The following is a 17918-nucleotide window of genomic DNA, read 5'->3' on the forward strand; positions in this document are numbered from 1 at the left end:
CAATAATTTGCGTTGTTCAACAGCCGCGCTCGCTCTAGGCAATCATTCTGGCAGCGCTAACAAAGCACAAAATCTTTTTATACCTGGCTCCAATTACCGTCCCGCTAAACGAGGTCTGATGGGCGCGGTTTAGATTGAGTTTATCAGACGATTTCCCCGTACAAGGACGAATTAATTACCTTCGTTGCGGCACCACTACGCTACCAACTACTACAACGCACATGACTCGGCTTAACCCCCAACGTATCTGTCTTATTCTAAGCTGCATTAGTTCGCTGACTCTCTGTCTTCCCGCAGTCGGGCAGAAACGCCAGTCCATCGAGCAGTTACGCCAAAATATCGAGCAGGAAATTAGCAAGCAGCCGGGCGTGTATGCCGTTGCGTTTAAAGACGGGGCTACTGGGCGGGAACTGCTCATCAACGAGCACCAGTCGTTTCACGCAGCCAGTACCATGAAAACCCCGGTGATGATCGAGGTGTATAAACAGCAGACGCAGGGTAAGCTCTCGTTGTCGGATTCCATTCCCGTCAAAACGGAATTTATCAGCATTGTCGATGGTAGCCCCTACCAGTTGTCCATTAATCAGGATAGCGACACGAGTACGTATAAGGAGCTAGGTAGACAGCGGACCATGGCCTCGCTACTGTACGATATGATTACTGTCAGCAGTAACCTGGCCACGAATCTTATCATCGAGCGGGTCGGCGCTCCCAACGTCTTGCAGACGATGCGGGATATGGGCGCAAAAGACATTCAGGTATTACGCGGGGTAGAAGACACGAAAGCCTTTCAGAAAGGGCTTAATAACACCACAACGGCCTACGACCTGATGCTAATTTTCAGCCAGCTTGCCCAGGGCCAGGCTGTCAGTCCTGAAGCTTCGGCGGAGATGGTGAAGGTACTATTGGATCAGAAATTCAAGTCTGTTATTCCGGCTAAACTACCCAGCGGTGTCAAGGTTGCTCACAAAACGGGCTCAATCGCAGGCGTTCACCACGATTCGGGAATTGTTTACCTGCCCGACGGTCGCTATTACGTACTGGTGCTGCTGTCGCAGGGTATCAAGGACGACAAAGCGGCCGTGGCCATGATGGCTGGTCTCTCTGAGCGGATTTATCAGTACGTAACGCAGCCCTGACGGTCGGCAGGTTTTCTATTTGGTTTTACTGTGCTGATTCGTGTAGTGCTCCCGTAGCAGGTCTTCACCGAAGTCGTTGGTCAGATCCCGGACGATGGTGTGAATGTGGTTGGCGTTTGTCTGCGAGTTGTCGTATTCGATGAGCAGCATCGGTCCGTGGATGCGGTAGTACCAGCCTTTCCCTTCGCCCACCTCAGGGGTCAGGTCACCGGCCCAGCCAAAACGAAGCTGATCGAGCCCCGCTTTTTTGATACGTCCCATCTGCTGATTGGCCAGCGTAACGCGGTAATTGCTCAGATAGACCTGGAGCAGATTCAGAAACAGCGTCTGCTGCTCCGGCGTCATCTCGGCCATGGGCAGGCCGTCCATCCGCTCCATCGACGCCTTGCGGCTGTTACCGGTAATAATTTCGCGGTAGGCAACGGGTGCCAGCACGGCTTTCTGTCGCTGTTCAGCCGTCAGCGTTGACAGCAGCGCAAACGCCAGCTGGGTTTCCTGCTTTAAGATTTGTTTCCCTTTCTGCGGTACGTCAGCGCGAACCTCACCCGGATTGCTGCCCAGAAACAGGGGCGATACGCTCAGCACCTGACCCGTCAGCGACGAAAAATTTAGGGACAGATGGTGGCCTTCCACCCGCCAGCCCCAGGGGTCGGCTTCCGTCGACGGATCGCCGAAGACGGTAAATGCGTAATTGTCCGGGTCGCGATAGGTGTCGGTACTGGAGCGTTTTTCAATGACCCGCAGTACGTTCTCCATGTTCATAATCTCGGTGGCTTTGTCGTAGCCCGTCTGGCTCATGCCCGTTTTGATCAACGCCAGGGCCAGTTTTCGCTGGTCGGGGGTCATTTGCTTTAAAGCCAGCCCTTTCCGGTCGCGCGGTACAAAGTGCCAGTTGTAACGCTCATCATCGGCAAAGGGATACGTCGCCAGTTTTCGCTGCTCAGGTGTCAGCGACTGCAGAAAGGCCTGTACGGATTCCTGCATATCGTCTTTCAGACGCTGCTGCCGAATGGTAGTCGTTTGCGCCCAGGCGCCCGGCACGAACGCCACCAGCGCGAGCAACCAACTAAAAAATAAAGTTTTCATAAGCCATGGCCTGTTGCACAGACAAAAGCCCGCCGGGCTGTTTGTTTACTGCCAGTCTACATGTATGTATATAGACATAATCCATCAAAATCCGTTATTTGCGGCAGAGCTTATTAGTCCACCATCGTCTCCTGTCCCAGCTTTATGAAATCAATCATTACGATTTGTCTGCTCATCGGGTTACTGTCCTGCAAACAGGAAGAAGCTCCTGAGCCTGCCATCAAACCCACCAATTTTGTTGGGGCTTATCAGTTCAGTGGTTCGATCACGTACAGCGAGGCCACGGAAGGATACCTATCTTCGCCCAGAATAACTCGATCGGGCAACGTTTCAGGCGAGCTGCTGGTCACTACTTTCGGCAGCGGAACGGCCATACAGATTATCGAAACGTCGGGCACTACGGAGGTAAACAAACGCTATCAGGCATCGCCCGCTACGCAGCAAATGGTTCCGCTTTACACGGCCAGCAGCAGCGCGTCCAATGCTGATATAAAGGGAAGTATTTACTTGATCAATGACAAAGAAATCAGCGTTTCCCGAACGATTACGACCAAGTACGGAAGCACCTATTACACGACCGAAGTATCTCTCCGGGGCGTTAAAAACAAATCGTAACCTTGCTTACAACGCAGAAGGGCAGGCCATTGCTGGTCTGCCCTTCTGCGTTAATTGGGTGATCTATTTTGCCGCTATTCGTAGGATCTTTCCGCCACTAAGGTCGCAGAGGTATAGTTCGTGTTTCTGGTCTTCGCCGAAGGCTGAAATCGACCCGGCCCGCTCGGTCAGCAGTTGATTGTTAGTTGCTTTCTTACCATCGGCCGTTAGCGCCCAGACGCGACCGCTGGCGTAATCGGCATAAATGTATTTGCCTTTCAGGGCTCCGTTCTGCGCTCCCCGGTACACATAGCCGCCCGTAATCGATATATCGCCGTTGGCGTGGCTATATTGCCAGACGGGCGAAATCAACGTAGCATCGGGTTTGGGATCACTGGCTTTGTAATCGGCCTTCCCTTCCTTGACACGCCAGCCGTAGTTGCCGCCTTTCTCTACGATATCGACCTCTTCAATCTCATTCTGTCCGACGTCACCCGCCCACAGCTGTCCTTTCGCGTCGAAGCTGATGCGCCAGGGGTTACGGAGCCCGTAGGCATAAATTTCTTCCCGGTAACCGTCTTTGTTTCCTTTGTAGGGATTGTCAGCCGGAATGCCATAGTGACCTTTTTCCGTGCTGTTCACATCGACCCGAAGAATTTTGCCCAGCCAGCTGCTTTTATTCTGCGCGTTGTTTTTGGGATCACCTCCGCTCCCGCCATCGCCGGTTGATACGTACAGATAGCCGTCCGGGCCGAATAGAACCTTACCACCATTGTGGTTGGCGTACGGCTGTTCAAACCGAAAAAGAATTACCTCACTTCCCGGCTCAACAGACGTAGCCTTTGGCGATGACGCTTTGAAGCGGCTCACGATGGTTTCGCGTGGATTGTTCTTCGTGTAGTTGACGTAGAAATATCCATTCTCGTTGAACTTCGGGTGGAAGGCCAGCCCCAGCAAACCCATTTCCCCCCCGTAGGCTACTTTGTTCTGGATGTCCAGGTACGTAGCCGCCGAAGCGGCAGCCGGGTTATTCTCAAATACCTTGATCTGACCAGCCTGCTCAACCACGAAGACGCGGTTCGTGCCGTCATTGGCGTAGGTGTAGTCGACGGGCGAATCGAAACTGAGTTTTGGATAAGCATTCACCACCTGAATGGCCATCGGGGCGGGTTCGTCCGCTTTGAGTGAGGCCAGATTAGTGGGCAATACGCTGGCGGTAGCCATTATCGTTCCAGATGACGTAGTTTCCGAGTCCTGGCTGCAGGCTTCCGCAATCAGCCAAGCAACAACCGAAGTGGCCACCAGCGAGATTAATAGCGAAAGAAAAGCTTTGTTCAACATGAGTAGGTAGACTGTATTCGTTCATTACGTACGTACAAATACAGCGCCAGGGATCGATACCGAACTTTGCGGCCTGTTTTTTGTTTCAAATTCGATGATTCACTCCGCATCCAACGCTAAACGAAACCTTAATTGGTTTGCCCGTTGGTGGGGTTATTCTACACATCGGGGCAACGACTCTACTACGTTTTTACCCAATTTTGGCTTGTATTGACCCTTTTTGTTCTTCGGCTACTCATGACCACTGCCAGTAACCCGTTTATCGACCACCTGCTCAGCCAGCGGAACCAGTACCGTTATAAGCTACCCTCCCGCCCCGATGCCGGTCGGTTCATCGATCACCTGATGCGGTTTCTGTTTCCGGTCACGAAAGATTGTCAGTCGGCTTCGCAGGACCTGGGCGAAACGTACCAGCAGCTACAGCATCAGCTGGCCTGTCTGCTTCAGCCGCTGCAAACGAACCTGGCCGATACGCCCGAGGTTCTGGCAGAACAATTTTTCGACCAGCTACCTGCTATCTATGATAGTCTGCTGCTGGACGCCCATGCCATTCTGGACAATGATCCGGCAGCCATTGGTATCGAAGAAGTTATTGCCGTTTACCCCGGCTTTTATGCCATTTCGGTTTACCGGATTGCGCATGAGTTACTACGGCTCAATGTGCCCATGCTGCCCCGGATGCTGACCGAGTATGCCCACGGCCATACGGGTATCGACATTCATCCCGGTGCGCAGATTGGCCGGGCTTTTTTCATCGATCACGGTACAGGCGTCGTCATCGGCGAGACAACCGTCATCGGCGATAACGTCAAGATTTACCAGGGCGTTACGTTAGGCGCCACCCATGTTGCCAAGTCGATGGCGCAGAAAAAGCGGCACCCAACCATTGAGAAGAACGTAGTAATCTACGCCAATGCCACCATACTGGGTGGACATACAGTCGTGGGTCATGATTCAGTTATTGGCGGTAACGTCTGGCTGACAACCAGCGTCGAACCGTATTCGCTGGTGTTCCACCAGCACCAGACCGACGTTCGGCTGAAGTCCATCGACTCGAACGAACCCATCAACTTTGTAATTTAATGCGTGCTGATTCTATTTTAGACACCATCGGCCAGACGCCCCACGTCCGGCTGAATCGATTATTTCCAGGCTACGAGGTCTGGATGAAACTCGAAAAAGCCAATCCCGGCGCGAGTATCAAAGACCGAATCGCCCTGGCCATGATCGAAGACGCCGAAGCAAACGGTCTACTCCGGTCGGGCAGTACGATTATCGAACCTACCTCGGGGAATACAGGTATCGGTCTGGCGATGGTAGCCGCCGTTAAGGGATACCGGATCATTCTGGTCATGCCCGAATCCATGAGCGTTGAACGACGCAAGATCATGGCTGCCTACGGCGCGGAATTTGATCTCACCCCCCGTGATAAAGGAATGCGGGGAGCTATCGAACGGGCGGCTCAGCTGGTTGCCGAAACGCCCAATGCCTGGATGCCTCAGCAGTTCGACAACCCGGCCAATATTGCCATTCATAAGCGCACAACGGCCCAGGAAATTCTGACTGATTTCCCTGACGGAATCGACGTACTGATTACCGGCGTGGGTACCGGTGGACACATTACGGGCGTAGCCGAAGTGCTAAAAGAGAAGTTTCCTGACTTAAAAGTATATGCCGTTGAACCAGCGGCATCACCGGTTATCAGCGGAGGTCCGGCGGGTCCACATCCTATTCAGGGTATTGGCGCGGGCTTCGTCCCCCAGAATCTGCACACGGCTGTGCTGGACGGTGTCATCCCGATCAGCAAAGAAGACGCCTATGCCATGGCGGGTCGGGCAGCCCGCGAGGAAGGTATTTTTGTCGGAATTTCGTCCGGTGCTTCGCTGGCCGCTATTAACCAGCAATTGCCCCAGATTCCAGCCGGCAGCCGGATAGTAACGTTCTGCTACGACACCGGCGAGCGCTATCTTTCGGTTGACGGTTTATATTGACCAACAGGTACCGCGCTGACACCAACGTATCAGCGCGGTATTTCCTACTCGTATCTGCTTAGCGAAGATTCCGCACGAATCGACGTATGGTTTCGCGGTAAACGGTTTCGGACTGCTCAAGCGACTGCTCATTCTGCAGCATCATGGCCAGCACGATCATGCCGTGCGACGCCGACCACCACTCAAAGTATAGTCGCTGAATACTTTCCTTCGACTTTGGAATAAACGAGAAAATGATTTTCCGCACAATGTCGCTCACGTCCTGCATGGCGTTGGACTGACACACCGATGTTGTGCAGTTGGCCCCATTCAGGTTGTACATAACCTGGTAGATTTCCGGGTGCTGCATCGCGAAGCTCCACTGAATCACGGAAACCTCAAACAGTTGCTTTTCGGGATCGCGGTACAGGTTCTGGATACGCTCGTATTCCTGCTTGAGAAACCGAAATCCTTCGTTTCGTATTTCGCTCAGGAGGACGTCCTTGCTATCGAAATATTCGTAAATGATCGGTGCACTGTAGTTGATCGCGTCAGCAATTTTCCGGATTGAAACAGCCTGCCAGCCTTCCCGTCGGGCAATAGTTTTTGCCGTTAGTACGATGCCCGAACGGGTCTGTTCGTGGCTTCGTGGTTTGCGTTCGATTGTTTCCATTTTCCCCAGCTGTCTTTAGTTAGTTAACGGTGTTAAATACCCTGAAAACTACAGCTTTATAAGCATTTAGGCCACAGATAAGTTATAATTTCACAAAATAGTCAACATTTATCTTTACAAATACTAATAAATTCGTCCTCATCGCCGTTTTATCCGACAAGTCAAACATAATCTTCTGATCATCAGGCTCAAGTCCGCTCAGCCAGCACCCAGACGGCCTCGTCGCCAAGACTGAATGTGTCCCCCTCAATCGTTCCGTAACAGGCCACTACCGACATGCCCGCTTCGGCGAATAGATAGGTCAATTCGGCCAGTGTATAGACGTAATGCTGCGCCAGTCGGGTTTGCGTTTTCCCCTGGTAGACGTAGGTCAGGTGCGAGTCGATCCGGCTTTCGAGCGGGTCGTATTCATTCTCTACCATGAATAGAATCGGGTCCCCGTCGGCCCCCTCAATTGGCTGCCAGTTCCGGGCCTGGTAGTCAGGCAGCACCGATTCGGCAATCATTTCGGTATGGGCAAGAAAGCGGCCACCGGGCACCAGCAAATCGGCGATACGGGCCAGGAACGTCAACATTTCCGCCCGAGGAAAGAAGCTGAAACTATTACCCAGACAGTAGGCCGCAGCAAACGGACGCCCTGCTCCGATCTCATCCGGGTTCAGCGTCAGGAAATCACCCGCCAGGGCGTTCAGCACCAGCTTGTCTGCTTTAGCCGCAGCCTGTAGCTCCGCAATGTATTCCTCCGAAATATCGACGCCCGTTACGTGGGCGCCCATGCGTGCCAGGGACAGCGCATGCCGACCATACCCACAGAAGATATCCAGAATCCGGTCGCCGGGACCAAACTCCAGAGTTTCGACGAGTAATTCCAGATCCAGTTGGGTCTGTTCGGCAGTCTGAGCCGCTTTCCAGGCCGTTTGAGGCAGCCCATGAAAAAAATTATGATACCAGGCCAATGGGCGAAAGAGTGAAAGAGTGAATGAGCGAATTCTACACAGCCGGAAGATCATTGACAGGATTACAGGATTAACAGGTGAAAGTCCTGATTAGATAAAAATCTTATTAATCCTGTAATCCTGTCCAAAAAACCAGTCCTACTGAAGGGTGGCGAGGGTTTGCTGGATGGCGGAGAAGCTGGGTACGTCGCCCGCGCTTTCCAGTAACTCGGCATACTGCACGATACCATTGCCGTCAATCACGAAAGCCGACCGCTTACTGACGCCCTTCAGGTTCATGACAAACGTTTCGTAATACGTATCGTAAGCCTGCGACACTTCCTTGTTAAAATCAGACAGCAAATTGAACGGCAGTTGCTGGTCTTCCTTGAATTTGGCCAGCGTAAACGGCGAATCTACCGAGATAGCCAGTACCTCCGCATTCAGGTTTGTATAGGTCGCGATGTTGTCGCGCATCTCGCAGAGTTCGGTTGTGCAGACGCTGGTGAACGCCATCGGAAAGAACAGAATAACGACATTCTTTCCCGCAAAATCGGACAACGCTATTTCCTGACGCTCGCTGTTAAACAGCGTAAATTCTGGTGCTTTTTGACCAACTGTCGGCATGGTAAATTTTTGATTTTGGAATTATGGATGTTGCTTTGAACCCGAATCGGCTTTGCGAGGACAAAATTCTGAAAAAGGTCAGTCAATACAAGCCGAATCTGGTTTAACTCAGTAATCCTTCTCTAGATAAATGCAAACCTACTGGGGCGTCGATTTAGGCGGCACAAAAATCGAAGGGGTTGTTCTCTCAGCCGAAAAGGGCCAGCTTCCTTCGTTAGACAACGTTATTATTCGTAAACGGATCGATACCGAGGCCCATCTGGGCTATGATCACATCATGGGTCAGGTTGTCAAGCTGATCGATCAGATCAAAGCCGAAACGAACCTCACACCCGAGCGTATTGGCTTCGGTACGCCGGGTTCGTTCGACCCGACCCGGCTGATCATGAAGAACTGCAACACGACCGCCATGAATGGCAAACCCATGAAGCAGGACTTGTCCCGGCTGCTGGGCGTACCGGTCGAAGTAGCCAACGATGCCAATTGCTTTGCCCTGGCCGAAGCGACGATGGGTATTGTTCCGGACGTTGTTCCTGATTTTCAGACGGTATTTGGCGTCATCATGGGCACTGGCGTTGGTGGGGGTGTTGTCTTCCGGGGCCGCGATGGGGTGCCGTTTGTCGTAAATGGCCTGCAGGGCATTGGTGGTGAATGGGGCCACAACCTGCTCGAAGAAAACGGCCATCTCTGCTTCTGCGGTAAACGGGGCTGTGTGGAACAGGTTATTTCAGGCCCGGCCCTGCAACGGTATTACCACGAGGTAAGTGGCGAAGAGCGGAACATGAAGGAGATCATGGAGCGCTACAACCTGGGCAACGACCTGGTGGCCAGTCAGACCGTCAACCGGATGCTGGAGAACTTCGGCCTGGCCATCTCCGTCATTATTAACATCCTTGATCCCCAGGCCATCGTGCTGGGTGGTGGCGTCGGCAATGTCGATCTCCTCTATACGGAAGGCGTTGACCGGGCCCGGAAATATATCTTCAATTCCGGCGAGCTGAACACCCGCTTCCTTAAACCCAAGCTTGGCGACAGCGCCGGCGTTTTCGGGGCAGCACTGTTGTAGAGGAACAAGGATAGAATGGAGAAAGGAACAAGGAAATGATTACATAAATCCTTGTTCCTTTCTCCATTCTATCCTTGTTCCAGTTTTCAACTAAACAACTCCTTATGGGTCGTTAGCTCAGGGTAGCTGGACGGTTCCAGAACTTCGGGTACGTCGCTGGGTTCGCTGCGGGACGTAATGCGTTTGCTGATGCTGTAGCTGTGCATGTTCTTCACCGGGTAGGTGTGTTCCAGCAACGCCAGGGCGTCTTCCTTTGATAAACTTTCCTGCAGCCAGGCTTCTTCGGCAGCAGGTGTCAGTACGCAGGGCATCCGTTTTTTGGCGTTGTGAATAGCTGCTAGTAGTGAGTTAGCGTCCGTAGTCAGGAGGGTGTAGGTAGATACCAGTTCACCCGTTTCCGGGTCGGCCCACTCATCCCACAAACCAGCAATAGACGCAATTTTCTGATCACTGGTGTTGATATAAAACGGAAATTTCTTGCTTCCCTGCGTATACCATTCGTAGAAACCCGTTACCGGGATCAAACAACGTTTCCCCGACTGGGCCGACGCCCGGAATGAGGGCTTATCGTAAATCGTTTCGGCGCGGGCATTCAGGGTCTTCGTCCGGATATCGTCTGCTGATTTTGTCCAGTGCGGAATCAGCCCCCACTGAATCATCCGAAACTGTTTCTCGTCCGAATCCTGATCCCAGCGCGCCAGAATCGGCCACTTAGGAAACTGATACGCGTTTGCGTGATAAACCGGTTGATACGATGCGTCGGGGGGCAGGGGCGCTTTGTAACGCTTTTCCAGCTCGGCCTCGGTGGCATTCAGCGATTTGTGGTAACACATGGCATAGACTAGCCGGGGCTGGTAAAACCCGACTAGTCTATAAACAAAGTAAAGTGCCGCCCGGTTACACTGAACAGCCATAATTGCATAAACCCGAATGGAGCAACTCACCGACTCAACTGTTACGCTGGACGGCAAAACCTATACGCTTACCGAATTAGATCAATCCTGCTGGCAGCAACTGGCTGAAGCGCCGGAAGCTGAGAAAAACAGTTTTAAAACGATGACCGTTGCGACCTGTACTCACAACGGTGCCGATGCCCGTATCACCGTCCTGCGCAAGGTTGATCCGAAACGAAAATACGTCTGGTTTCACACCGACGCCCGCGCCGAAAAAGTTATTCAGCTTGAAACATTCCCGAACGCGGGACTGCTGTTCTGGGACGCCGAAAAACAGGTTCAGCTTCGTCTGACTGTTGAAACCCGACTGCATACCGACGATTTTGTCGCCGACGATCAATGGGCGGAATTATCACCCAGTAGCCGCAAGCTGTACCTGTCAGAGAAAAAACCCGGTATAGAACTTCCGGCTCCCTACCCCGGCTTCCCCGAACAGTTTACGAATGAATTACCTTCGGAATCAGCCAGCGAAGCCGGACGTAACAATTTTGCCGTGATCGAGTGCCGGGTGCTGAACATGGAGTACCTGCACCTGAGCCGCCAGGGACAAACCCGGGCCATGTTTCAGTACGAACCCGTCGTTAAGCTTAGCTGGCTGGCACCCTAGGGCTCGTCTTCTTGTGTTACTCGCTTACCTTTTCCCTTTACGCTGCCGGTGCTTTTTTCGCCAGATTTCATAATCGGCGTAAATCCGGTCCAGGAAGATGGCGGGACTGATCGAATAATACAGGCCATTCAGGGTAATCTGTGGGGACACAACCTCATCGCGCAGCGTGTATCGATAGCCTGTAATCAGGTTGACGCCAAACCACCGTAGCGGTTTAAATCCCCAGAGCATAGGAAATTTGAGCGACACGGATAAACCTACCGTCAACGGCACGATAAGACTCCGACTGGAACGTGACTGAGCCTGGTCCGCGTGGGTGAAACTATACTGTACACGCCCCGCTCCCACTTCGATGGGCGCACTTAATTCCCAATACCGGCGTCGGTAAAAGTATGGTTCAACATAGACAGTTGCATAAGTAAGCCGTCGACCAATGGCCTGATAGCCCCCCCAGATTCCATCAACAGCGTGGCTGGCGTAGTAGAAACCAATGCCCGTTTTTATGTTACTCGGCCACAACAGCCCCGCCCGGGCACCCCACACGTTGGTAGAGTTGGAAAACAGGGGCTGCCGCCGGTCTTTGAAATAGAAGAAACGCTGGTCCAGTTCAGCAATAAAGCGCGGTTTGCTGGGTCGTTCGTTTTTGTCAGCCGCCGAGCTATCCTTCTTGATCACCTGTCCGGCAGCGGCACTACCAATTAACCACAAAAGCAGAATAGGTAAATAGTTGGGCATGCGGGACTGGTACTGCTAAATGAACGATACGTAGAATAACCTCTGACGCTCGTTGAGTGTTATAACAGTTCATTATTCATCCGGTCAGGCAACCACTATCCGAAGCTCTTATCAGGACATACCAATGGGCAAACCATTTGACTATACCCTCGATTTCCAGACAATCGACTTTCGCCAGCATCCGGAATTGTACCGGGTTGGGAAAGGCGAACAGGGCGTTTTGCTGGTGCAACCCTACAAGTCCGAAATTGTACCGTACTGGCGTTTTCGGACGCCCGAGATTGCCAAAGAATCGTCGGAGAAGATCTATCAGCTTTTTCTAGATTATAAAACTAAAGGTGATTTCATCGGTATGGATATGGCACGCAAGTTTCTCCAAATGGGCTACACCCGTTCCCGACGCTACGCCAATCACCGGACAGGACAGAAATACGACGGGCCCGTTCCTGACGATCAGAAAGGTCGCTCTGGTGCCCACGGACGCGACCAGCTTCCCCGCGACGAAGATCCTGTCAAAGCTGAATCGGCCCGGATCTTCTACGGTAAGTATCTGGAAGCACGCGAAGACCCGGACTACAAACAGCAGAAAAAATCCTGGCAGGAAAAGTACGGCTGAGGTAGCCCCGTACTTCCATTTACTGAGGTTATCTACGTACTATAAATCACCCGCACCCCGGCAACTTGCTGGGGTGCTTCATTTTTCTGCCCCTTCCCTCTGAAGTAGTTGCAGGTGTTTATCTGAACAGACAGAACGAAGAAACTTGCGTAGATTTGCGGCTTCATCGGACACAGCCCTAAACGTATCGGTAAAGTGACCTGCCAGCCAGTTCGGCAATGTCCAAATCAGTAAAGTCCTTTATGCAACTTCTAGACGGCAAAGTGCTTTCGGCACAAATCAAACAGGAAATAGCGGCCGAAGTCGCGCAGATTCGCGAAGAGGGCGGTAAGATCCCTCACCTCGTCGCCATACTCGTTGGTACGAATGGCGCTTCGGAAACATACGTAGCCTCAAAAATGAAAAACTGCGAGGAGATCGGCATGAAATCCACCCTCATTCGGTTCGAACCGTCGGTTACAGAAGACGAATTACTAGACGCTGTTCGGGAAGTGAACGACAACCCCGATATGGACGGTCTGATCGTACAGCTCCCCCTCCCCGATCATATCAACCCCGACCGCGTGATGGAAACCATCAGCCCGGCCAAGGATGTAGACGGCTTCCACCCGATCAACATTGGCCGGATGGCAAAAGGCCTTCCTGCCTACGTATCGGCTACCCCCCAGGGCGTGCTGGAAATGCTGAAACGGTATAACATCGAAACGTCGGGGAAACACTGCGTCGTCGTTGGTCGCAGCCAGATTGTTGGGCTGCCGATGTCGATTCTGATGCAGCGTAACACCTATCCTGGCAACTGCACTGTTACGTTAACCCACAGCCGGACGCAGAATCTGGCCGAAATCTGCCGGACGGCCGACATTCTGGTTGCTGCACTGGGTAAGCCAGAGTTCGTTACGGCCGATATGGTGAAAGAGGGAGCCGTGGTGATTGACGTGGGCCTGGAACGCGTTCCCGATGCCAGCAAAAAAAGCGGCTTTGCGCTGAAAGGCGATGTGAAGTTCGACGAAGTAGCCCCCAAAACCAGTTTCATCACCCCCGTTCCCGGTGGCGTCGGCCTGATGACCATCTGCTCGCTGATGCAAAACACGCTGAAAGCCGCGCGGGGGGAAGTCTACGCTCGGTAGAATTACGGTAGACTATATAGCGTAAACTCTCGCTTATAAGAGCCAACCCGCACTATCCAGGTCAACGTATACGACTGGAGTCATGCTGCCTAGGCCTGTCAATCCCTGGCTTAACAAACTTTAACAGCCCGCCCTACCACGGACGGGCTTCTTTTTACGTATTTTTGACCCGGTCTGGTCTGGAAGGATTCCGGTCTGGACAGACTCACTTACACAAAAGGTCCGTTAATTTCACTAGTATGCAGTCATTCAAACGCCTGAACACCCTGACAGGCTGGCTCGTTTTCGCCGTTGCGCTCGTTACGTACGCAATGACCGTCGAACGAACCGCCAGTTTCTGGGACTGTGGCGAATTCATTGCCTGTTCGTTTAAACTACAGGTTCCCCACCCACCCGGCGCTCCGTTCTTTCTTCTCTTAGGTCGCCTTTTTTCCATGATGTCCTTTGGCAACCTCACCAGCGTTGCCTACTGGATCAACATGGCCTCGGTACTGGCCAGTGCCTTTACCATCCTGTTTCTGTTCTGGACCATTACGATGCTGGCGCAGAAACTCCTCGACCGCCGAAGCGACGCAACGTCCGAAGCCGAATACACCACTGGCGATACGTTGCTGGTGCTGGGAAGCAGTGCCGTTGGCGCGCTGGCCTACACCTTCTCCGATACGTTCTGGTTCTCGGCCGTTGAAGCCGAGGTGTACGGCATGTCGTCGTTCTTTACGGCTATCGTCGTTTGGGCGGCCTTCAAATGGGAGCGGATCGATGATGAAGCTGCCGCCAACCGCTGGCTGATTTTCATTGCCTACCTGACGGGGCTATCCATCGGTGTCCACTTGCTGAACCTGGTTACCCTGCCCGCGCTGGCCTTGATCTATTACTTCAAGAAACAACCAAAACCAACGTTCTGGGGCGGAGCCATCGCCTTCGGCATTGGTCTGGTCGTCTTGGGCGTCATCAACTCAGGTATTATTCCAGGGCTGCCTTCCATGGCATTTGCCGTTGAGCGGTTATTCGTGAATACATTCGGGCTGCCGTTTAACTCCGGCACGATCTTCTTTGTCGTCGTTTTCCTGGGTGCCATTGTGTATGGAATCATCTGGTCGGCGCGGCAGAAGCGCGTCATCCTGAACACGTCGCTGCTGGCGCTGGCTTTTGTTCTGATCGGCTACGCGTCGTATATGCAGGTGCTGGTCCGGGCTGACTTTAACCCACCCATCAACGAAAACAACCCCGACGATGCGCTGAACTTTCTGTCGTATCTGAAACGGGAGCAGTACGGTAGCCGGTCGCTGCTCTACGGTCCGGTCTTTACGTCACGCCCAATTGACCAGAAACAGGGTGCTCCGGTCTGGAAAAAAGAAGGCAGCAAGTACGTCATTTTCGATCACCAGCCCGAGTACGTTTATGCGCCCGGCGACGAGATGCTGTTCCCACGGGTGTACAGTTCGCAGCAGAATCATCCGCAACTGTACCGCCAGATGCTGGGTCTTGCCGAAGGGCAGAAACCCACGATGGGCGACAACATCAAGTTTTTGTTCAGCTACCAGCTAGGCCATATGTGGTGGCGCTACCTGATGTGGAACTTCGCCGGTCGGGAAAGCGATGAAGAAGGTGCCGGCTATCTGTTGCCCTGGTCATCGGATCAGAATGCTCCGGACTTATTGAAAGAAAACAAAGCCCGCGACAACTTCTACATGCTGCCGTTCATGCTCGGCCTGTTCGGTATCGCGTTCCAGTACTTCCGTCGTCGGCGGGATTTCCTGATCGTTGGGCTGCTGTTTTTGTTCACGGGTATTGCCCTCCAGGTCTTTCTGAACTCCCCGCCGTCTGAACCCCGGGAACGGGATTATATCTACGTCGGATCGTTCTATTTCTTCGCTATCTGGCTGGGTCTGGGCGTTATGTCCATTGCTGAAGGTCTGCGTACCGTCCTGAAATCGGATGTTATGCGGAACGGCCTCGTAGCGGGTCTGTGTCTACTGATACCGGTCATGATGGGGGCCAAGAGCTGGGACAACCACAACCGCGACAACCGCTACCAGTCGGTTGACTTTGCTAAAAACTTACTGAACTCCTGCGCGCCAAATGCGATTCTGTTCACCGGTGGTGACAACGATACGTTCCCGCTCTGGTACGTCCAGGAGGTCGAAGGATTCCGGCGCGACGTGCGGGTCTGTAACCTGAGTCTGCTGGGTACGGAATGGTACATCCAGCAGATGAAGCGGAAAACCTACGAATCAGAAGCCCTGCCGATCTCGCTGGAGTTCGATCAGTTCAACAAAGGAAAGAACGACATCGTACCGTTCTACGAGGTACCGGGTGTAAAGAACGGCATTGATCTGAAGCAGTACATCAACCTGATCCGGACCAGCAACCCTGCCATTCAGGTGCCACTCACGAACGGCGACATGACGAGCGTACTACCTTCGTCGGTGCTGTTCCTGCCGATTGATAAAGCCGCTGTTGATAAGGCCAACTTCGTACCGACTTCGCTGAAACCGTTTATGAAGGACACGCTGCAGTGGACTATTGGCAAGAAAGATCTGTATAAGCCGGACCTGATCATGCTCGACATGATCGCGACCAACAACTGGCAGCGGCCTATCTATTTCTCCAGCACGCTGGGCGGGGATAGCTACCTGAACCTGAAAAACTACCTGCAACTGGAAGGATATGCCTACCGCCTGATGCCGGTAGCGGTACCGGGCGCATCGGATGGCTACGTCAACACCGACATCATGTATAACAACATGACTAAGAAAACTTTCTGGCGCGAGTTCGACAACCCAAATGTTTACTACGATGATACGTACAAAGGACCACCGGTTATCTCAGCCCGGATTGCGTTCTTCCGTCTGGCCGATCAGCTTCTGCGGGAAGGTAAGGAAGACAAAGCCCGCGAGGTGCTGAATTACTCACTGAAGGTGATTCCGGACAAGAGCATTCCATACGACCAGATTTCGTCGAACTACGTCCGCTTCCTGTTTGCGGTGGGTGACAACAAAAAGGCGCTCGAAATTGCCGATACGATGGCCAGCCGTGCCGATCAGAACCTGACGTATGACAAAACCGGCAATCGTTTCGGTAATCCCGACGCTGATCTGTACATCCTGCAAACCATCGTCGATGCCTGTCGGGAAGCTAAACAAACGGGAGCGGCTACCAAATACGAAGCCATCTTCCAGAAGCATATCAACGCCTTTGGTTGATCCAGAACGGTGATTTCGTAAATAAAAAAGCGGTACCAGATCAATCTGGCACCGCTTTTTTATTTACGAAATGGCTGATATTATGGGCAGGTATCGATTTCAGTACGTTCAGGGAATACTAACCATCGCTTTGATAACACTCAATTCTGGGTTGAGCCAGGATGCGAACTCGGTGGCTACCTGATCAAACGCAACACGGTGAGTGATGTAAGTGGTCGGATCAATGTCTTTATTTTTCAGCGCGTTCATCACCTGATCAAAATCGGCCCGGGTCGCGTTCCGACTGCTCATCAACGTGGCTTCCCGCTTGTGAAACTCTGGATGACTGAAGCTGATGTTGCCTTTCTGCAGACCCACCAGCACGTAACGTCCGCCATGAGCCAGGTACGAAAATCCCTGTTCGATAGCCTTCAGACTGCCAGTTGCGTCGATAATTACGGTTGGCATATCCCCCTTAGTGATACGTCGGATCTGTACCAGCGCATCCTCCTGTCTGGCATTAACGGTATGGTCAATGCCGAGTTGCTCCCGGCAGAATTGCAGTCGATTATCGTTCAGGTCGAGCGCCGTGACAGTAGCCCCGGCTAGTTTAGCAAATGCCATTACGCCCAGGCCAATAGGGCCAGCTCCCATTACCAGTACATGCTCGCCCGCTTGCACAGCCGCCCGTCGGACACCATGTGCCCCAATCGCCAGTGGTTCTACCAGTGCCAGTTCATCGAAGCCCAGTCCGTTGCTGTGCACCAGCGAATAGGCTGGCACCGACAGAAACTCGGTCATGCCGCCGTCGATGTGCACTCCACCAACCTGTAACCGTTCACAGCAGTTAGTTTTCCCTGATCGACAGGCAATGCAGTGACCGCAGTGGAAATACGGAATGATTGTGACAGTCTCTCCTACCTCAAAATCGGTATCGCCGTCAATGGCAACCAATTCGCCAGCCAGTTCATGCCCCAGTATCCGCGGATAGTTAAAATACGGCTGCGTCCCTTCAAAGGCATGCAGGTCGGTACCACAGATACCAACGCGTCGGATTCGGATAATAGCGTGACCAGGTTGTAAGGTTGGCTGCTCACCAGTTTGATAATCGAACTGGCCGGGAGTGGTACAAACTAAGCTTTTCATTCTGCAATACTACGTAACCAGGAGCTATTCCCAGTTTTGCTTTTTTATTTCCCGTCAAACTTACCCATTGCGTTTGGCGCATGTAAACATAAAAACCCCACCATTGGCGGGGTTTCTG

The 17918-nt window shown here is 52.7% G+C and carries 17 protein-coding genes; 9 read left to right on the forward strand and 8 right to left on the reverse strand.

What is annotated here, in order from left to right; genetic code table 11:
* Window positions 1-221: 221 nt before the first annotated feature.
* Window positions 222-1139: a serine hydrolase gene (locus HU175_RS15905; RefSeq protein ID WP_176567529.1), complete on the forward strand. Its 918-nt coding sequence runs from the start codon at window positions 222-224 to the stop codon at window positions 1137-1139.
* A 15-nt stretch (window positions 1140-1154) separates the two neighbouring features.
* Here the strand turns inward: HU175_RS15905 and HU175_RS15910 are convergent, their stop codons facing one another.
* Window positions 1155-2225, reverse strand: coding sequence for a DUF3500 domain-containing protein (locus HU175_RS15910; protein WP_176567530.1), 1071 nt, complete (start codon window positions 2223-2225; stop codon window positions 1155-1157).
* Window positions 2226-2369: 144 nt separating this feature from the next.
* On the opposite strand from HU175_RS15910, the gene HU175_RS15915 reads away from it, so the two are divergent.
* Window positions 2370-2840 (forward strand): hypothetical protein, encoded by a 471-nt coding sequence (locus HU175_RS15915; protein ID WP_176567531.1) that lies wholly within the window; start codon window positions 2370-2372, stop codon window positions 2838-2840.
* Between the two features lie 63 nt (window positions 2841-2903).
* On the opposite strand, the gene HU175_RS15920 is transcribed toward HU175_RS15915, so the two are convergent.
* Window positions 2904-4160 carry a PQQ-dependent sugar dehydrogenase gene (locus tag HU175_RS15920; RefSeq protein WP_176567532.1) on the reverse strand — a complete coding sequence of 419 codons (1257 nt, stop codon included), beginning with the start codon at window positions 4158-4160 and terminating at the stop codon, window positions 2904-2906.
* A gap of 237 nt (window positions 4161-4397) precedes the next feature.
* On the opposite strand from HU175_RS15920, the gene HU175_RS15925 reads away from it, so the two are divergent.
* Both HU175_RS15925 and cysK read left to right on the forward strand, forming a co-directional pair.
* Window positions 4398-5243, forward strand: a complete 846-nt coding sequence (locus HU175_RS15925) for a serine O-acetyltransferase (protein WP_176567533.1) — start codon at window positions 4398-4400, stop codon at window positions 5241-5243.
* Entirely contained in the window at window positions 5243-6151 is a 909-nt protein-coding gene (gene cysK / locus HU175_RS15930; protein ID WP_176567534.1) for a cysteine synthase A, read from the forward strand. The genes HU175_RS15925 and cysK overlap by 1 nt, the downstream gene beginning before the upstream one ends.
* 58 nt (window positions 6152-6209) lie before the next feature.
* On the opposite strand, the gene HU175_RS15935 is transcribed toward cysK, so the two are convergent.
* The 3 genes from HU175_RS15935 to HU175_RS15945 form a co-directional block, all read right to left on the reverse strand.
* A complete protein-coding gene (locus HU175_RS15935; protein WP_176567535.1) occupies window positions 6210-6803 on the reverse strand; it encodes a TetR/AcrR family transcriptional regulator in 594 nt (197 codons plus the stop codon).
* Between the two features lie 188 nt (window positions 6804-6991).
* Complete coding sequence (locus HU175_RS15940; RefSeq protein WP_176567536.1) at window positions 6992-7759, reverse strand: SAM-dependent methyltransferase; 768 nt, start codon at window positions 7757-7759, stop codon at window positions 6992-6994.
* A 138-nt stretch (window positions 7760-7897) separates the two neighbouring features.
* Window positions 7898-8365, reverse strand: a complete 468-nt coding sequence (locus HU175_RS15945; protein ID WP_176567537.1) for a redoxin domain-containing protein — start codon at window positions 8363-8365, stop codon at window positions 7898-7900.
* A 130-nt stretch (window positions 8366-8495) separates the two neighbouring features.
* Here HU175_RS15945 and HU175_RS15950 point away from each other — a divergent pair, with 130 nt between their 5' ends.
* The gene (locus tag HU175_RS15950) at window positions 8496-9431 is read left to right on the forward strand and encodes an ROK family protein (RefSeq protein WP_176567538.1); all 936 of its coding nucleotides are present in this window, start codon (window positions 8496-8498) and stop codon (window positions 9429-9431) included.
* 86 nt (window positions 9432-9517) lie between these two features.
* Here the strand turns inward: HU175_RS15950 and HU175_RS15955 are convergent, their stop codons facing one another.
* Window positions 9518-10345: an SOS response-associated peptidase gene (locus tag HU175_RS15955; protein WP_317167749.1), complete on the reverse strand. Its 828-nt coding sequence runs from the start codon at window positions 10343-10345 to the stop codon at window positions 9518-9520.
* Between the two features lie 16 nt (window positions 10346-10361).
* Between HU175_RS15955 and HU175_RS15960 the strand changes: the two genes are divergently transcribed.
* Window positions 10362-10991, forward strand: a complete 630-nt coding sequence (locus HU175_RS15960; RefSeq protein WP_176567539.1) for a pyridoxamine 5'-phosphate oxidase family protein — start codon at window positions 10362-10364, stop codon at window positions 10989-10991.
* Between the two features lie 24 nt (window positions 10992-11015).
* On the opposite strand, the gene HU175_RS15965 is transcribed toward HU175_RS15960, so the two are convergent.
* Entirely contained in the window at window positions 11016-11726 is a 711-nt protein-coding gene (locus tag HU175_RS15965) for a hypothetical protein (RefSeq protein WP_176567540.1), read from the reverse strand.
* A gap of 124 nt (window positions 11727-11850) precedes the next feature.
* On the opposite strand from HU175_RS15965, the gene HU175_RS15970 reads away from it, so the two are divergent.
* The 3 genes from HU175_RS15970 to HU175_RS15980 all read left to right on the forward strand — a co-directional run bounded on the left by HU175_RS15970 (window position 11851) and on the right by HU175_RS15980 (window position 16675).
* A complete protein-coding gene (locus tag HU175_RS15970) occupies window positions 11851-12342 on the forward strand; it encodes a DUF4385 domain-containing protein (RefSeq protein ID WP_176567541.1) in 492 nt (163 codons plus the stop codon).
* Window positions 12343-12584: 242 nt separating this feature from the next.
* Window positions 12585-13469 carry a bifunctional 5,10-methylenetetrahydrofolate dehydrogenase/5,10-methenyltetrahydrofolate cyclohydrolase gene (locus HU175_RS15975; protein ID WP_176567542.1) on the forward strand — a complete coding sequence of 295 codons (885 nt, stop codon included), beginning with the start codon at window positions 12585-12587 and terminating at the stop codon, window positions 13467-13469.
* Window positions 13470-13708: 239 nt separating this feature from the next.
* Window positions 13709-16675: a DUF2723 domain-containing protein gene (locus HU175_RS15980; protein WP_176567543.1), complete on the forward strand. Its 2967-nt coding sequence runs from the start codon at window positions 13709-13711 to the stop codon at window positions 16673-16675.
* A gap of 108 nt (window positions 16676-16783) precedes the next feature.
* Here the strand turns inward: HU175_RS15980 and HU175_RS15985 are convergent, their stop codons facing one another.
* On the reverse strand, window positions 16784-17800 hold the full coding sequence (locus tag HU175_RS15985) for a zinc-binding alcohol dehydrogenase family protein (protein WP_176567544.1): 1017 nt from the start codon (window positions 17798-17800) through the stop codon (window positions 16784-16786).
* Between the last annotated feature and the right edge of the window lie 118 nt (window positions 17801-17918).

The sequence above is a fragment of the Spirosoma sp. KUDC1026 genome, assembly GCF_013375035.1.
Classification (GTDB): Bacteria; Bacteroidota; Bacteroidia; order Cytophagales; family Spirosomataceae; genus Spirosoma.

Excerpts from the sequence above, each read along its gene's own strand:
- HU175_RS15920 (WP_176567532.1), bottom strand. The coding sequence starts at position 4,160 with ATGTTGAACAAAGCTTTTCTTTCGCTATTAATCTCGCTGGTGGCCACT.
- HU175_RS15985 (WP_176567544.1), bottom strand. The coding sequence starts at position 17,800 with ATGAAAAGCTTAGTTTGTACCACTCCCGGCCAGTTCGATTATCAAACT.
- HU175_RS15960 (WP_176567539.1), top strand. The coding sequence starts at position 10,362 with ATGGAGCAACTCACCGACTCAACTGTTACGCTGGACGGCAAAACCTAT.
- HU175_RS15905 (WP_176567529.1), top strand. The coding sequence starts at position 222 with ATGACTCGGCTTAACCCCCAACGTATCTGTCTTATTCTAAGCTGCATT.
- HU175_RS15975 (WP_176567542.1), top strand. The coding sequence starts at position 12,585 with ATGCAACTTCTAGACGGCAAAGTGCTTTCGGCACAAATCAAACAGGAA.
- HU175_RS15955 (WP_317167749.1), bottom strand. The coding sequence starts at position 10,345 with ATGGCTGTTCAGTGTAACCGGGCGGCACTTTACTTTGTTTATAGACTA.
- HU175_RS15915 (WP_176567531.1), top strand. The coding sequence starts at position 2,370 with ATGAAATCAATCATTACGATTTGTCTGCTCATCGGGTTACTGTCCTGC.
- HU175_RS15935 (WP_176567535.1), bottom strand. The coding sequence starts at position 6,803 with ATGGAAACAATCGAACGCAAACCACGAAGCCACGAACAGACCCGTTCG.
- HU175_RS15910 (WP_176567530.1), bottom strand. The coding sequence starts at position 2,225 with ATGAAAACTTTATTTTTTAGTTGGTTGCTCGCGCTGGTGGCGTTCGTG.
- HU175_RS15970 (WP_176567541.1), top strand. The coding sequence starts at position 11,851 with ATGGGCAAACCATTTGACTATACCCTCGATTTCCAGACAATCGACTTT.
- cysK (WP_176567534.1), top strand. The coding sequence starts at position 5,243 with ATGCGTGCTGATTCTATTTTAGACACCATCGGCCAGACGCCCCACGTC.
- HU175_RS15980 (WP_176567543.1), top strand. The coding sequence starts at position 13,709 with ATGCAGTCATTCAAACGCCTGAACACCCTGACAGGCTGGCTCGTTTTC.
- HU175_RS15965 (WP_176567540.1), bottom strand. The coding sequence starts at position 11,726 with ATGCCCAACTATTTACCTATTCTGCTTTTGTGGTTAATTGGTAGTGCC.
- HU175_RS15945 (WP_176567537.1), bottom strand. The coding sequence starts at position 8,365 with ATGCCGACAGTTGGTCAAAAAGCACCAGAATTTACGCTGTTTAACAGC.
- HU175_RS15925 (WP_176567533.1), top strand. The coding sequence starts at position 4,398 with ATGACCACTGCCAGTAACCCGTTTATCGACCACCTGCTCAGCCAGCGG.
- HU175_RS15950 (WP_176567538.1), top strand. The coding sequence starts at position 8,496 with ATGCAAACCTACTGGGGCGTCGATTTAGGCGGCACAAAAATCGAAGGG.